15 protein-coding genes are annotated in these 13,920 nt (G+C 66.0%); 14 read left to right on the plus strand and 1 reads right to left on the minus strand.

Features of this window, described 5'->3' with window-relative positions:
* Positions 1-11: 11 nt before the first annotated feature.
* On the minus strand, positions 12-665 hold the full coding sequence (locus tag CSW57_RS15430) for a hypothetical protein (protein WP_143696552.1): 654 nt from the start codon (positions 663-665) through the stop codon (positions 12-14).
* A gap of 317 nt (positions 666-982) precedes the next feature.
* On the opposite strand from CSW57_RS15430, the gene hpt reads away from it, so the two are divergent.
* The 14 genes from hpt (at position 983) to CSW57_RS15500 (ending at position 13,895) form a co-directional block, all read left to right on the plus strand.
* Positions 983-1,555, plus strand: a complete 573-nt coding sequence (gene hpt, locus CSW57_RS15435; protein ID WP_030172532.1) for a hypoxanthine phosphoribosyltransferase — start codon at positions 983-985, stop codon at positions 1,553-1,555.
* Positions 1,556-1,567: 12 nt separating this feature from the next.
* Positions 1,568-2,929 carry an amidase gene (locus tag CSW57_RS15440; RefSeq protein ID WP_099383624.1) on the plus strand — a complete coding sequence of 454 codons (1,362 nt, stop codon included), beginning with the start codon at positions 1,568-1,570 and terminating at the stop codon, positions 2,927-2,929.
* A 355-nt stretch (positions 2,930-3,284) separates the two neighbouring features.
* The gene (gene ftsH / locus CSW57_RS15445; protein ID WP_099383625.1) at positions 3,285-5,699 is read left to right on the plus strand and encodes an ATP-dependent zinc metalloprotease FtsH; all 2,415 of its coding nucleotides are present in this window, start codon (positions 3,285-3,287) and stop codon (positions 5,697-5,699) included.
* Positions 5,696-6,307: a GTP cyclohydrolase I FolE gene (gene folE, locus CSW57_RS15450; protein ID WP_099383626.1), complete on the plus strand. Its 612-nt coding sequence runs from the start codon at positions 5,696-5,698 to the stop codon at positions 6,305-6,307. Before ftsH ends, folE begins: the two co-directional genes overlap by 4 nt.
* 108 nt (positions 6,308-6,415) lie before the next feature.
* A complete protein-coding gene (gene folP, locus CSW57_RS15455; protein ID WP_099384505.1) occupies positions 6,416-7,294 on the plus strand; it encodes a dihydropteroate synthase in 879 nt (292 codons plus the stop codon).
* Positions 7,287-7,661, plus strand: coding sequence for a dihydroneopterin aldolase (gene folB / locus CSW57_RS15460; protein WP_099383627.1), 375 nt, complete (start codon positions 7,287-7,289; stop codon positions 7,659-7,661). Before folP ends, folB begins: the two co-directional genes overlap by 8 nt.
* On the plus strand, positions 7,658-8,200 hold the full coding sequence (folK, locus tag CSW57_RS15465; protein ID WP_099383628.1) for a 2-amino-4-hydroxy-6-hydroxymethyldihydropteridine diphosphokinase: 543 nt from the start codon (positions 7,658-7,660) through the stop codon (positions 8,198-8,200). The genes folB and folK overlap by 4 nt, the downstream gene beginning before the upstream one ends.
* A gap of 35 nt (positions 8,201-8,235) precedes the next feature.
* The gene (locus CSW57_RS15470) at positions 8,236-8,703 is read left to right on the plus strand and encodes a DUF3180 domain-containing protein (RefSeq protein WP_099384506.1); all 468 of its coding nucleotides are present in this window, start codon (positions 8,236-8,238) and stop codon (positions 8,701-8,703) included.
* 113 nt (positions 8,704-8,816) lie between these two features.
* Positions 8,817-9,992, plus strand: a complete 1,176-nt coding sequence (locus CSW57_RS15475; RefSeq protein WP_099383629.1) for a DUF6779 domain-containing protein — start codon at positions 8,817-8,819, stop codon at positions 9,990-9,992.
* Between the two features lie 170 nt (positions 9,993-10,162).
* Positions 10,163-11,116 carry a Rossmann-like and DUF2520 domain-containing protein gene (locus CSW57_RS15480; RefSeq protein ID WP_223249289.1) on the plus strand — a complete coding sequence of 318 codons (954 nt, stop codon included), beginning with the start codon at positions 10,163-10,165 and terminating at the stop codon, positions 11,114-11,116.
* Complete coding sequence (gene panC, locus CSW57_RS15485; protein ID WP_099383631.1) at positions 11,113-12,030, plus strand: pantoate--beta-alanine ligase; 918 nt, start codon at positions 11,113-11,115, stop codon at positions 12,028-12,030. Before CSW57_RS15480 ends, panC begins: the two co-directional genes overlap by 4 nt.
* A complete protein-coding gene (panD, locus tag CSW57_RS15490; RefSeq protein ID WP_099383632.1) occupies positions 12,027-12,458 on the plus strand; it encodes an aspartate 1-decarboxylase in 432 nt (143 codons plus the stop codon). Before panC ends, panD begins: the two co-directional genes overlap by 4 nt.
* Position 12,459: 1 nt before the next feature.
* Positions 12,460-13,284 carry a type III pantothenate kinase gene (locus CSW57_RS15495; protein ID WP_099383633.1) on the plus strand — a complete coding sequence of 275 codons (825 nt, stop codon included), beginning with the start codon at positions 12,460-12,462 and terminating at the stop codon, positions 13,282-13,284.
* Between the two features lie 170 nt (positions 13,285-13,454).
* Positions 13,455-13,895 carry a hypothetical protein gene (locus tag CSW57_RS15500; RefSeq protein ID WP_223249290.1) on the plus strand — a complete coding sequence of 147 codons (441 nt, stop codon included), beginning with the start codon at positions 13,455-13,457 and terminating at the stop codon, positions 13,893-13,895.
* Positions 13,896-13,920 lie beyond the last annotated feature (25 nt).

Here is a 13,920-nt window from a genome sequence, read left to right on the forward strand (position 1 = left end):
TTCCGGCAGCCTCAGTTGGCCGGCGGGACGAACGGGGAGTTGATGGTGTTGAAGAACTGGATGGCGGCACCGATGAGGACCGGTCCACCCACGACGATGGTTCCGACGACGCCTCCGATGCCGGCTCCCGTCACGATGCCGGGCAGACACCCGACGATCCCGGCGGGCAGGCCCACCACGCATCCGATGATGCCGCCGACGATGGTCCCGACGAGACCGCCCACCGCTGATGCGGTGTTGATGCTCTGACTCAGGGTCTGCATCGCCTGCATGTCGCGCTGCTCGCGGGTGGCCGGAGCCGCTGCCTGCTTGCGTACGGCGTCGCTGACCTTGATGGGTTGAGCGGCCGCAGCGTCGCGGACCGGCGTCAGGGTCGCGGTGCGGCCGTTGATGTAGGCGTTGATGGGGAATTGCTTGTCGTTGAGGTTGTAGGCGAGGGGAATGCTCGCAGCGACATTGCCTTTGTTGTCGACGATCTGGAATTGACCGTCCGAGGTGCGCAGCGAACCGATGTCGGTCTTCAACACGACGTGGTCGCCGACGATATTCGCCGAATAGCCGATGTCTTTCGCGGGCGGGGCCGCATTCGCCTGCGTTGCCGTGACCACGCTGGCGGTGGTGGCCAGGACCAGCATGGCCGAGACCACTGATTTCCGAAACCTCATTGACTACAAATCCCCTCTGATTGCTTGAATGCCCGCCCGAACCGATTTCGATCCCCACATCGAAACAAGCAGAGGCGACGTGACCGGCCCCTGGGCAGAGGGGATGGTGACGCTATGTAATGACCATGTGTTCTCAGGCAACGCAATGCTAACGGTCGCCAAATGGGAGTTTGGCCGAAATGGGGACAATTCGCAAAACAAACGAGAAGTCGCCACGAAAAGCCATATGGCTGTCGCGAATTGGTGTCATTCGTTGGGTCTACACAGCTGCCGGCCGACGGCTGCGCGACCCGGGCTGCGGCCGTTGAGGCATGATGATGTCCGTGAGCGAACAGCGCGATCCATATGGGGACGACATCGAAGCAGTTGTGGTCACCGAGGAGCAGATCCAGCGGCGCATCGCCGAGCTCGCCGAGACGGTGGCGAACCGGTACCGGGACACCCCGGATGACCTGGTCCTCATCGGTGTCCTCAAGGGTGCGGTGATGTTCATGACCGACTTCGCACGGGCGCTGCCGATCCCGTCGCAGCTCGAGTTCATGGCGGTGAGTTCCTACGGGTCCTCGACGTCGTCGTCGGGTGTGGTGCGAATCCTCAAAGACCTCGACCGCGACATCCACGACCGCGACGTCGTGATCGTCGAAGACATCATCGACTCCGGGCTGACGCTCTCGTGGCTGGTGAAGAACTTGCGTACCCGCCACCCCAGGTCGTTGGAGGTCTGCACACTGCTGCGTAAACCCGACGCCGTGCGGGTGGACGTACACGTCGAGGATGTCGGCTTCGACATCCCGAACGAATTCGTGGTCGGGTACGGGCTCGATTACGCCGAGCGGTACCGGGATCTGCCGTACGTCGGTCGGCTGAACCCGAACGTCTACTCCGATTAGAGGTTCGGTTCGGTGAGTGCGGTACAGACGGCAGAAGGTGTCCGGACCGGTCGACTCGATCCGGTGCAGGTGACCCGGGATGCGCTGTCACGGATAGCTGATCGCGACGGTTCCATCGGCGCATTCGTCAAGGTCCGTGCCGGCAAGGCCGTCGCCGAGGCGGAACTGCTGACGGCCCATCCGGATCTGGCGAAGCTGCCCTTGGCCGGCGTGCCGGTTGCCATCAAGGACAACGTGTCCGTCGCAGGCGAGCCGATGACCGTGGGGTCGGCCGCAACAAGTCGAGCACCTGCGCTCAGTGACCACACCGTGGTCCGCAGGCTTCGAGCCGCCGGCGCAGTGGTCATCGGCCTCACCGCCGTACCCGAGCTGTGCTTGTGGGGCACCACCGACAACGAGCTGACCGTGACACGCAACCCGTGGAATCCGGCGCGAACCCCAGGCGGCTCGTCGGGTGGAGCGGCTGCGGCGGTGGCCAGCGGGCAGGTCGAGTTGGCGCACGGGAACGACGGCCTCGGCTCGATCCGCATCCCTGCCGCCGATTGCGGATTGTTCGGTTTCAAGCCCGGCCTCGGAGTGGTGCCCAGCGAGTTCGGCGGCAACGGCTGGTTCAAGATGAGCGAGAACGGGCCGCTTGCCACCACGGTTGCCGACGGCGCACTGATGCTCGGGGTGATGGCCGACGACATGGCCCTTGCCGCCGCCGGGACGGACGCTGACCCTGGGAAGCTCAGAATCGTTGTGGCGCAGAACTTTCCGCTGGCCGTGGGTCGGACGGACAAACATTTTGCGCAGGCGGTGTCCAGTTGCAGCGCAGTGCTCGCCGATCACGGCCACAGGGTGCCGCAGTCCAAGCTCCCGTACCCGAGCAATCCGGCGCCGCTGTTGCTGCGATGGCTGGCAGGGGCTGCAGCCGACGCGGACGACTTCGCCAAGGCTGGTGGCGATCTGTCGAAGTTGCAGTCGCGCAGCAAGATTCACACGTCGCTCGGCAGGGTGGTGCAACGCTTTGATCTGGTACACGACGTCCAGGCCAGCACCATCGAGCAGAAGGTGCTCGCCTACCTCGACCGCAACAAGGCCGACGTCTTGATGACCCCCGCCCTCGCAGCCCCACCCCTGGAGGCGAAGGCGTGGAGCAGCAAGAGCTGGGCGGCCAACATGTGGGCGAACATCAACTACGCGCCGTTCCAGGGACTGTTCAACCTCCTCGGATGGCCTGCGATGTCGGTGCCGTTCGGTGTGCACCCGGTGTCCAAGACCCCGGTCGCCGTCCATTTCGCCGGCCGCCCGGGATCCGAGGCAACCTTGCTGAAGCTCGCTGCCCAGATCGAGGCCGCCCGTCCCTGGCAACGAGTAGCTCCCGGGTACTGACGGCTGCGCACTGCGCGAGCGTCGCCGACGTCCAGCGCGCGAAACTCGTCGTTGCGCTGTCTGTAGTCCGAGCTTCCCCAGGTTTCGCGAGCGTCGCCCACGCCCAGCGCGCAAAACCCGCCTTCGCGATCCCCGCAGGCCGAGCTTCCTCACGTTTCACGAGCCCACTAACCGGCCCGCTCCCGCACCTCCGCGCGCACGCTCCGCAGACCCGCGACTGTTTTCGCCCACGGGGAACGCGCGACCACGATGAATCGTTGACGGGTAGCCTGATGATTCAGACATCCCGACTGGAAGGACGCGCCGAAATCACAGAGGGCCGATAGTGGCCGTCGGGGTCGGCTGACACACCTCAATGAACCGCAAGACTGTCTTTCGCAACCTGGCGATCGTGGCCATCATCGTGCTGGCCATCTGGGGCTGGACCGTGCTCCGCGACAACAATCGTGACTACAAGAGTGTCGATACCTCTGTGGCGATGACGCAGCTCAACACGAAGAACGTGTCCGAGGTGCAGATGGACGACCGCGAGCAGACGCTACGGATGACGCTCAAGGACCCGTCGCAGGCCGGCGGCGACAAGAAGATCTCCGCCAAGTACCCCGCCCGCACCACCGAAGAGGTCTTCGACCGCGTCGACGCCTCGGGTGCGAAGTATCAGACGAACGTCAACCAAGAGTCGTTCCTGATGCAGATGCTGATCTTCATCCTTCCGCTCGTCCTGCTGTTCGGCCTGTTCTTCTTCGTGATGAACCGGATGCAGGGTGGCGGCAAGGGCGGCGTGATGGGCTTCGGCAAGTCCAAGGCCAAGCAGCTGAACAAAGACATGCCGACCACCACGTTCGCCGATGTGGCAGGTGCGGACGAGGCGGTCGAAGAGCTCTTCGAGATCAAGGACTTCCTGCAGAACCCAGCCCGCTACCAGGCCCTGGGAGCCAAGATCCCCAAGGGCGTGTTGCTCTTCGGTCCTCCGGGAACCGGTAAGACGCTTCTCGCCCGCGCGGTCGCAGGCGAGGCCGGTGTGCCGTTCTTCACCATCTCCGGTTCGGACTTCGTCGAGATGTTCGTCGGTGTCGGTGCCTCACGTGTGCGCGACATGTTCGAGCAGGCCAAGAACAACAGCCCCTGCATCATCTTTGTCGATGAGATCGACGCCGTCGGACGTCAGCGCGGCGCCGGCCTGGGCGGTGGACACGACGAGCGCGAGCAGACCCTCAACCAGTTGCTCGTCGAGATGGACGGATTCGGTGAGCGTTCCGGCGTCATCTTGATCGCGGCCACAAACCGGCCCGACATCCTCGACCCTGCTCTTCTGCGTCCGGGCCGTTTCGACCGCCAGATCCCAGTCGGCAACCCCGACATGGCGGGCCGCAAGGCGATCCTCAACGTCCACGCACAGGGCAAGCCGATCGACGCCGACGCGGACCTCGACGGTCTGGCCAAGCGCACCCCGGGTATGTCGGGTGCCGATCTGGCGAACGTCATCAATGAGGCCGCACTGCTGGCCGCCCGCGAGAACCGCACCACCATCACCGCCGAACTGCTCGAAGAGTCCGTCGACCGTGTGGTGGGTGGTCCGCGCCGCAAGAGCCGCATCATCAGTGAGCACGAGAAGAAGATCGTGGCGTACCACGAGGGCGGGCACACACTCGCCGCGTGGGCCATGCCCGATCTCGACCCGATCTACAAGGTCACCATCCTGGCTCGCGGACGTACGGGCGGCCACGCTCTTGCCGTTCCGGAGCAGGACAAAGACCTGATGACCCGTTCGGAGATGATCGCCCGTCTGGTGATGGCGATGGGTGGTCGTGCTGCCGAAGAGTTGGTGTTCCACGAGCCGACCACCGGAGCGTCCTCCGACATCGACCAGGCCACCAAGATCGCTCGAGCCATGGTCACGGAGTACGGCATGAGCGCCCGGCTGGGAGCCGTGCGTTACGGGCAGGAGCAGGGTGACCCGTTCCTCGGCCGCTCGATGGGTTCGCACGCCGACTACTCACCGGAGGTCGCCAGTGAGATCGACGACGAGGTGCGGCGCCTCATCGAGGCCGCTCACACCGAGGCGTGGGCCATTCTCACCGAGTACCGCGACACCCTCGACGAGCTCGCCACGCAACTCCTCGAACGCGAGACCCTGACCCGCAAGGATCTCGAGAAGATCTTCGACAAGGTGGTCAAGCGTCCGCGCATCACCACCTTCAACGACTTCGGCGAACGCACCCCGAGCGACAAGCCGCCGGTGAAGACGCCGGGTGAGCTCGCCAAGGAGCGCGGCGAGCCCTGGCCGCCCGAACCCCCGAAGTCGCCGGAGCTGGCGAAGGTCGGACCGTCGCACATGCAGCCCGGTCCGGGTGAGCTCCCGCAGCAGCAGTATCCGCCGCAGTCACCGGGCAACCCCTACCCGCAGCAAGGTGGGCAGGCAGGTGCTGTCCCAGGAGGCACCCGTCCCGATTACGGCGCCCCCGCAGGTTGGTCGGCGCCCGGCTGGCCACCCAACGGTGGGCCGAACGGCGGACAGGGCCAGAACGGCGGCACGGGGCAGAACGGTGCAGCGGGCCACAACGGCTCCTACCCGGCAGGCAACCCATACGGGCAACCAGGCAATCCGTACGGTCAGCCGGGTAGCCCCTACGGCCAGCCCGGGTCTTATGGCCGGCCACCGAATGGTCAGAACGGCCATGGCGGGCACAACGGGAACAACCAGGGTGACGGCGGGAACGGCGGTCACGGCCAGAATGGGCATTCCCCGAATGGACAGAATGGACAATGACACAAGAGACCAGTGGGGCGCCCGCCAAGAACGGTGCGATTGCTCCCTTTGACGCCGAGCGTGCCGAACGTGCCGTACGTGAACTGCTCATCGCCGTCGGCGAGGACCCGGACCGCGACGGTCTGAAGGAGACGCCGGCAAGAGTGGCACGTGCTTACGTCGAGATGTTCGGGGGCCTGCACGTCAACCCCGACGACGTGCTGGCGACCACGTTCGACGTCGGACACGACGAGCTCGTGCTGGTCAAAGACATCCCGATGTATTCGACCTGCGAGCACCACCTGGTGTCGTTCCATGGTGTCGCGCACGTTGGTTACATCCCTGGTCCCACCGGCCAGGTGACCGGCTTGTCCAAGTTGGCGCGTCTGGTCGACCTCTACGCGAAACGACCGCAGGTCCAGGAACGATTGACCACCCAGATCGCGGATGCGATCGTTCGCAAACTCGATCCGCGCGGTGTCATCGTGGTGATCGAAGCCGAGCACCTGTGCATGGCGATGCGTGGAATCCGCAAGCCGGGCGCCACCACCACCACCTCTGCGGTTCGCGGTCAGTTCAAGACAAGCGCGGTCTCGCGGGGCGAAGCCCTCGACCTGATCTCTCGCTGACCCGCGCGACCACACCAGGAGCATCGTGAGGGGCCGGCATCACCGAAAGCCCCGGCGACCTGACGTGGTCGGCGTCGTGATGGGGTGGACGGCGTGAGCACCATCATCATGGGCGTCGTCAACGTGACGGCCGATTCTTTCTCCGACGGTGGCCGGTACCTCGATACCGATGCCGCCATCGCCCATGGGTTGTCGCTGGCGGCGCAGGGGGCCGACATCATCGACGTGGGCGGGGAGTCCACCAGGCCCGGTGCGCACCGCGTCGACACCGGTCTCGAGATCGCCAGGGTCACACCCGTCATCAAAGGCCTGGCGGCGCAAGGCGTTCGGACTTCCGTGGACACCATGCGCGCCGAAGTCGCCGACAAGGCGATCGCTGCGGGCGCAACTGTGGTCAATGACGTGTCCGGGGGACGTGCCGATCCGGACATGGCGAGAGTTGTCGCCGGGGCGGGTGTTCCGTGGATCCTGATGCACTGGCGTCCTTCCGACCCGTCGTTTGTCCACCGGACCGGCGAGCCCGGCGTATATCGCGACGTGGTGGCCGAGGTCAGCGGGGAACTGCTGGCGCAGGTCGATGCGGCCACATCTGCCGGTGTTGATCCCAGTGCGTTGATTCTCGATCCTGGTCTCGGATTCGCGAAGACGGCCGAGCACAATTGGGCCCTGCTGCACGCATTGCCGACCCTGGTGGGACTCGGATTCCCCGTACTGATCGGGGCGTCACGCAAGCGTTTCCTCGGTACCCTGCTCGCCGATCGAGACGGGAACCCGCGCCCGCCGGATGGCCGCGAGATCGCCACCGCCGCACTCACCGCACTCGCCGCCGCAGGAGGTGCGTGGGGTGTGCGGGTACACGATGTGCGCGCCAGCCGCGATGCGGTGCTGGTCGCCGATGCCTGGCAGGCGGGCGGGCCGCGCGGCGCCGACACCGGTCCGACCACGTTCTCCGCAGGAGGCGCTGTAGCGAAAGGGCACGATGGCTGATCGAATCGAGTTGCGCGGACTGAAGGTTCGGGGCAATCACGGGGTGTTCGACCACGAGCGGCAGGACGGACAGGACTTCATCGTCGACATCATCCTGTGGGCCGACCTGCGGGTGGCCGCGGCGACGGACGATCTCGCCGACACCATCGACTACGGGGGACTGGCGCACACCGCCCACGACATCATCGCCGGTACACCGCGCAACCTCATCGAGACGGTGTCGGCCGAAATTGCCGACAAGATCTTGCTTGATCTCGACGCCGTCTTGGCGTGTGAGGTGACATTGCACAAGCCTTCTGCGCCAATCGACCTCACGTTCGACGACGTGGCGGTCGTCGCCCGCCGATCCCGCAAGGGGATGCAGTGAGCAGTGCGGTGCTCTCGATAGGGTCCAACATCGGGGACCGGCTGGCCCATCTGCAGTCGGTCTGCGACGGTCTCGGCGACCGGGTGGTGGCGGCCTCGCGGGTCTACGCCACCCAACCGTGGGGCGGGGTGGAGCAGCAGGATTTCCTGAACGCGACCCTGCTGGTCGACGACGACGCCCGGACCGCACGCGATTGGCTGGACGTGGGTCAGCATCTCGAGAACGAGGCGAGGCGGGTGCGCGACCAGAGGTGGGGGCCACGAACTCTCGACGTCGACGTGATCTCGGTGTCGGACGACGGGGCAGTTGTCGAGTCGACGGATCCGGTGCTGACCTTGCCCCACCCGCGTGCCGCTGAACGGGCATTTGTCCTGATTCCCTGGCTGGACGCCGACCCCGGAGCGGTGCTCCGTCATCGCGGTTCCGATGTTCCCGTGTCGGATCTGCTGGCCGCACTGACACCGGCCGACCGCGACGGGGTTCGACTCACCGAACACACGCTGACCACCGCCGGTACCGACGCAGGGAAACAAACGTGACGAGCCGCAAGTCCGATCCCGGCAGCGACAACGCGATGGGCCCGACCCGTATCCGAGATCTCGCCATGCTCGCGATTGTGGTAGCGGTTGTGGTGTTCCTGGTGGTCCGGGTCAGCTACGGATCCCTGCCGCCGCTGCCCCTGCTGGCCGGCATCGTGCTGTATGTGCTTGCCGCACTTGAGGTTGTCATCGCGTTTGTGGTGCGAGCCCGGGTGAATGACCGGGAAATCGGCTCGCACAGCGGCCAATTGCATCCGATCACGGCGGCGCGCGTGTTGGCGCTGGCCAAGGCGTCGGCCATTCTCGGTGCTCTCGCCGTCGGCGTGTGGACCGGAACGCTGGCGTATCTACTCACCCGGCAAGACGATCTCGCGGCGGCAGATCATGATCGCCCGGGAACGATTGTCGGCCTGATCGGAGGCGTGCTGCTTGTCGGTGCGGCACTCTGGCTCGAATACTGCTGCCGAACGCCGGACGATCCCTCGGACGACCTGGCCACCTGAGAGCCGCGGCATCTCGCGCGCGATGTGCGGATCTCTCGACAAACACGACCGATAACTGGACTTGCCGCACCAGATGGCAAACGCGACTCAGTCGGGCAGGTAAGTTTGCCACCATGACCACCTCTGCCGGCCGATCGGCTGATGCCAGAAGAGCCCGCCGTGGTCCTGGTCAGTGGTTGCTCGGTGTGCTGCTGTTGTTTGCGCTGGGCTCCAGCATCTTCATGATCTTCACCTCGGAGATGAGCATCGCCGCTTCGCTGGCCGTCATCACCGCGTTGTGGGCGGCCGTCATCGGCGCCATCCTGGTGACGAAGTATCGTCGGCAGGCTGATTCCGCTGACGCGAAGGCCCGTGACCTCCGACTGGTCTACGAACTGCAGCTCGAGCGTGAGATCTCCGCTCGCCGCCAGTACGAACTGGGCGTCGAGTCGCAGGTGCGCAAGGAGATCGGCGAACAGTCGGGTGAAGAGCTGTCCGCGCTGAAGGCGGAGCTGCAGTCCTTGCGGTCGAGCCTCGAGCAGCTGCTCGGGGAGCTCCCGGACGAGCGGATCGCTCTGGTCCGTGAACGTCTGCCGGAGCTGGAGACCCGCGCGAACCGCCACGAGGGGTCGGGCAATCCGTACGCTCCGGCCGGCTATGCCGATCAGCATTTCCCGCCGGCGCCTCTGGTCCCTGATGACGGAACCGTCGCCGAACGCGATTTTGCATCCACGGCGCCCCCGGCTGATCGCCGGCGCGACGACAACCCGAACGAGAGCACCCAGGTCATCCCGGTGGTGTCCGATGAGGATCCGGTGCCCGTGGAGCCTGCCGAGGCAGACGACGCGGCCGACACCGATGAGTCGCCCGACGCCGGTGAGCAGGATGCGGTGACGTCGGACCACCCCGGCGACACCACCAACGCGCAGACACCGTCTGGCCGCCATGCGGGTAGCCGGCGTCGCGCCGATGGGGCAGCACCGGAGGTCGTCGCGGCCGAGGACGTGGCCCGTACCGCTGGGCCGCAGGTGGCGGGCGCGCACGAAAAGCGTGCTGAGGAGGCGGACGGAACGTCCGAGGCGCAGGTCGAGTCATCGGCTCCCGGGCCGTTCGTGGACGAAACCCCCACCGACGAGTGGGAGGTGGCCGTACCCGCGGAAGGTGGCATCCCCAACGCGCTGCTGGCCGATGATGACGAGCAGGCCGCGGACCATCCAGGCGCACATGCGTCCGGACGCTCGGTGTCGGAGTTGCTCACCCGATTCGAATCATCGGCACCTGCCGGTGGACGCCGTCGCCGTCGTAGCTGATCGCCCACGTCCGATCGGGTGAGCCCGATCACAGGCATTGGCAATATGTGTCCGCCTGGTTCTATTCTCGCTGCGAGACGTCTGGTACCCGTGCCTGACACATCCCCAGCCGAGTTCGACTCATCGGCCAGGGGAGAAGTCAGAGGGACTGGAACGAATGGAGGACGACGGTGACCTCGACGGGGATTACGAATTGGCCCGCGCCTGCCCGCCTGACGGTGGGTGTCGTGTCGGCGGGTCGCGTGGGAACCACCATCGGTCAGGCCCTCGAACGTGCCGAGCACGTGGTCGGCGCCGTCGCTGCATCGTCTCCCGCCTCGCGCGCACGCGCGGCACAACGCCTCCCCGAGTCCGAGATCCGCGCCGTGGCCGACGTCGCCTCACAATGCGAACTCCTCGTCATCGCGGTCCCGGACGACCGTTTGGCGTCTGTCATCTCCGATCTGGCGGAGTCAGGATCGGTGCGGCCGGGAACCATCGTCGCCCACACTGCGGGCGCACACGGTGTACGCGTGCTCGATCCGCTCACCGACATCGGAGCGCTCCCGCTGGCGTTGCATCCGGCCATGACGTTCATCGGGACGGAAGAGGACACGGACCGGATCCGCAACTGCTGCTTCGGTGTCACTGCCGCGGACGAGGTGGGGCTGGCCATCGGACAATCGCTGGTGCTGGAGATGGGCGCCGAACCGGTCCGCATCGACGAGAAGGACCGCACCCTCTATCACGCTGCACTGGCCCATGGCGCGAATCATCTTGTCGCGCTTGTGTGTGACGCCGTGGCGGCGCTGCGCAAGGTGGTCGACGGCCAAGATGTGCGCCCCGAACGGATCTTGGGGCCCCTGCTCACAGCGGCGCTCGACAACAGTCTGCAGATCGGCCCGAAGGCGTTGACCGGCCCGGTGGCTCGCGGCGACGCGGCGGCGGTGGCCCGGCATCTGCAGGCGCTGACGGCCGCTGATCCGGGCATCGCGGAGGGATACCGGGCGCTGGCCCGCCGCGCCGCCACGTATACCGATCCACCACCGGACCTGGTCGAGTTACTCGGCGACGACCACTCGGCGGACCACAACTCAGGGGACGACGACTTCGAAATTGATGACAGACGGGACGAACATCGATGACCACTGGTGACCTCGCGGGCCAGAAACGTTTCACCGCTGGGCAATTGACGGTCCATCGTGATCCTGCGCTGCTGAACAAGGTCAGCCGTGCCCTGCGTTCGACGGGTAAACGGGTGGTGCTGGTTCCCACCATGGGCGCGCTGCACGCGGGGCATCTCGAACTGGTCCGTGCCGCCAAACGCAAGGGCGACGCGGTGGTGATCGCCTCCATCTTCGTCAACCCGTTGCAGTTCGCCGCGGGCGAAGACCTCGACGCCTACCCCCGGACATTCGACGAGGACTGCGATCTCCTGCGGGCGGCCGGCGTCGAACTGGTCTTCGCCCCGAGAGTCTCCGACATGTATCCGACGGGACCTCGCACCACCGTGCACCCGGGAACACTTGGCGAAGAGCTCGAAGGTGCTTCCCGGCCAACGCATTTCGCAGGCATGCTGACCGTGGTGCTCAAGTTGCTGAACATTGCCGCGCCGATGGAGGCCTACTTCGGGGAGAAGGACTACCAGCAGTTGGTATTGATCCGGCAGATGGTCACCGACCTGAACCTCGACGTACAGATCGTCGGCGTTCCCACCGTGCGCGAAGCAGACGGATTGGCCATGTCCTCGCGCAATCGGTACCTCGATCCGGCTCAGCGCGAGCTGGCGACAACCCTGTCGGCTGCGCTGATCGCGGGCGCCTATGCGGCCGCCGGGGGAGAGCAGGCCATCCTCGACGCGGCCCGCGGCGTTTTCGACCTGCACCCGGACATCTCGGTCGACTACCTCGAACTGCGCGGCCCGAACCTCGAGGAACCGCCGGCCCGAGGCGACGGCAGACTGCTGGTCGCCGCGCGAATCGGCTCAACCCGGCTCATTGACAACGTGGGTGTCGCGATCGGCACCGGTTTCGTCGAAAGAGGAGAGAACCCAGCATGATCCGCACCATGATGACCTCGAAGATCCACCGCGCCACGGTGACCCAGGCCGATCTGCACTACGTCGGATCGGTCACGGTCGACCAGGACCTGCTCGACGCCGCCGGTCTGCTCGAGGGTGAACAGGTGACCATCGTCGACATCGACAACGGCGCCCGGTTGGTCACCTACACGATCTCGGGTCCCCGCGGGTCCGGGATCATCGGTATCAACGGCGCCGCAGCACATCTCGTGCACCCGGGCGACCTCGTCATCCTGATCGCCTACGGCGGACTCGATGAACGGGAGATCCTCGAGTATCAGCCCAAGGTGGTGTTCGTCGACGAATCGAACCGCATCGTCGAACAGGGTGCCGACCCGGCCCACGCTCCGGCAGGTTCAGATCTGCTCGATCCCCGCCACCCGGTGCTGTCGAGCACCCCCGCCTGACATGTTGCTCGCACTGGACGTCGGCAACACGAACATCCACCTGGGTGTCTATGCCGGCATCGGGGCCAATTCCCGCCTGGTGCGCGACTGGCGGATGAGGACCGAGTCGCGCATGACCGCCGACGAGCTTGCGCTGACCATTCGTGGCCTCCTGGGGCCGGACGTGGAACAGGTCACGGCCGTTGTCGGGCTGTCGACGGTGCCGTCGCTGCTGCGCGAGATGCGGGTGATGGTCGGCAAGTACTTCGGGGCCGGACCGCACGTGCTGCTCGAACCCGGTGTGCGAACCGGGGTTCCGCTGTTGGTCGACAACCCCAAAGAGGTCGGGACCGACCGCGTCGCCAATGCGCTCGCCGCCTACTCGGCCTATGGTCGCGGCTGCATCGTGGTCGATTTCGGAACCACGACCCTCGTCGACGTGGTGTCGGCGAAGGGCGAGTTCCTCGGCGGGGCGATCGCCCCGGGCATCGATCTGGCGGTCGAGGCCCTCGCCGTCCGGACGGTGACGCTACGCAAGGTCGAGCTGTTGCCGCCGCGCTCGGTGGTGGGAAAGAACACGGTCGAAGCACTGCAGTCGGGCATCCTCTACGGATTCGCAGGTCAGGTGGACGGGCTCGTGTCTCGGGTGCGGCGTGAAGTGCCGGGGTTCGACGGCGACGACATCGCGGTGATCGCCACCGGCTACCTCGCCCCGCTGGTCTTCGATGAGTGTGTGACGTTGCAGCACCACGAGCCCACACTGACGCTCGACGGGTTGCGGCTGGTGTACGAGCGGCAGCGCGATGCCCGGGCAAAGGGGCGTTCGGCAGGCTCGCGTCCGGACTGAGGCGTTGTCGCGGTCGGGTGACGGTGGTGCGATCGTGATCGCTGTGGCACAATCTCCACCGTGATCACACGGAGCTGTCAGGAGTGTTGTCGGGGCTGAAACGCCTCTTGATGACCCCTACGCCCGTTCTTCGGCCGTTCTGCTGCCGATCATTCACGAAAGCACCAGCCATGTCTGTGCTCACCGCACCCGTACCTTCTCTGTCCAGCCGACCCACGTCGGCATATCCCGTTGCACCGCTGTCCGTGGCGGCGCACGACGTCGATTCCCTACTCCGCAGCGGTGCTGTGGCCATCGACATCCGCAGCCAGCAGGAACGTGACCGGGACGGAATCGTTCTCGGCGCGTTGGCAATTCCCGCCGATCAGATTCTCGACCGCCTGATCCCGGGCTCGAGGGAGACACTTCGTTGCGCTGACGCCTCCAGCCGTTGGCTTCTCATCGGGGTGGATGGTCACGACGCCGAGATGCTCACCTGGCACCTGCAGGCCGCGGGAGTGCCCGGCGCCCGGTTTGTTGCCGGTGGCCAGACGGCGCTCGCCCGTTCGACCGACCGGCGGCCGGTCGCCGGTCACACCGAACGCGAGTGGAGCATGTTCTCCGCGCACTGATCACGCGCCGACCTGGCGACCCGTC

Source organism: Williamsia muralis (assembly GCF_002735905.1).
Classification (GTDB): Bacteria; Actinomycetota; Actinomycetes; order Mycobacteriales; family Mycobacteriaceae; genus Williamsia; species Williamsia muralis_A.

What these genes read in the sequence shown, in the direction of transcription:
- ftsH (WP_099383625.1), top strand. Translation starts at nt 3,285, where the DNA reads ATGAACCGCAAGACTGTCTTTCGCAACCTGGCGATCGTGGCCATCATC.
- CSW57_RS15495 (WP_099383633.1), top strand. Translation starts at nt 12,460, where the DNA reads ATGTTGCTCGCACTGGACGTCGGCAACACGAACATCCACCTGGGTGTC.
- CSW57_RS15430 (WP_143696552.1), bottom strand. Translation starts at nt 665, where the DNA reads ATGAGGTTTCGGAAATCAGTGGTCTCGGCCATGCTGGTCCTGGCCACC.
- panC (WP_099383631.1), top strand. Translation starts at nt 11,113, where the DNA reads ATGACCACTGGTGACCTCGCGGGCCAGAAACGTTTCACCGCTGGGCAA.
- CSW57_RS15475 (WP_099383629.1), top strand. Translation starts at nt 8,817, where the DNA reads ATGACCACCTCTGCCGGCCGATCGGCTGATGCCAGAAGAGCCCGCCGT.
- hpt (WP_030172532.1), top strand. Translation starts at nt 983, where the DNA reads ATGTCCGTGAGCGAACAGCGCGATCCATATGGGGACGACATCGAAGCA.
- folE (WP_099383626.1), top strand. Translation starts at nt 5,696, where the DNA reads ATGACACAAGAGACCAGTGGGGCGCCCGCCAAGAACGGTGCGATTGCT.
- folB (WP_099383627.1), top strand. Translation starts at nt 7,287, where the DNA reads ATGGCTGATCGAATCGAGTTGCGCGGACTGAAGGTTCGGGGCAATCAC.
- panD (WP_099383632.1), top strand. Translation starts at nt 12,027, where the DNA reads ATGATCCGCACCATGATGACCTCGAAGATCCACCGCGCCACGGTGACC.
- CSW57_RS15500 (WP_223249290.1), top strand. Translation starts at nt 13,455, where the DNA reads ATGTCTGTGCTCACCGCACCCGTACCTTCTCTGTCCAGCCGACCCACG.
- CSW57_RS15470 (WP_099384506.1), top strand. Translation starts at nt 8,236, where the DNA reads ATGGGCCCGACCCGTATCCGAGATCTCGCCATGCTCGCGATTGTGGTA.
- folP (WP_099384505.1), top strand. Translation starts at nt 6,416, where the DNA reads ATGGGCGTCGTCAACGTGACGGCCGATTCTTTCTCCGACGGTGGCCGG.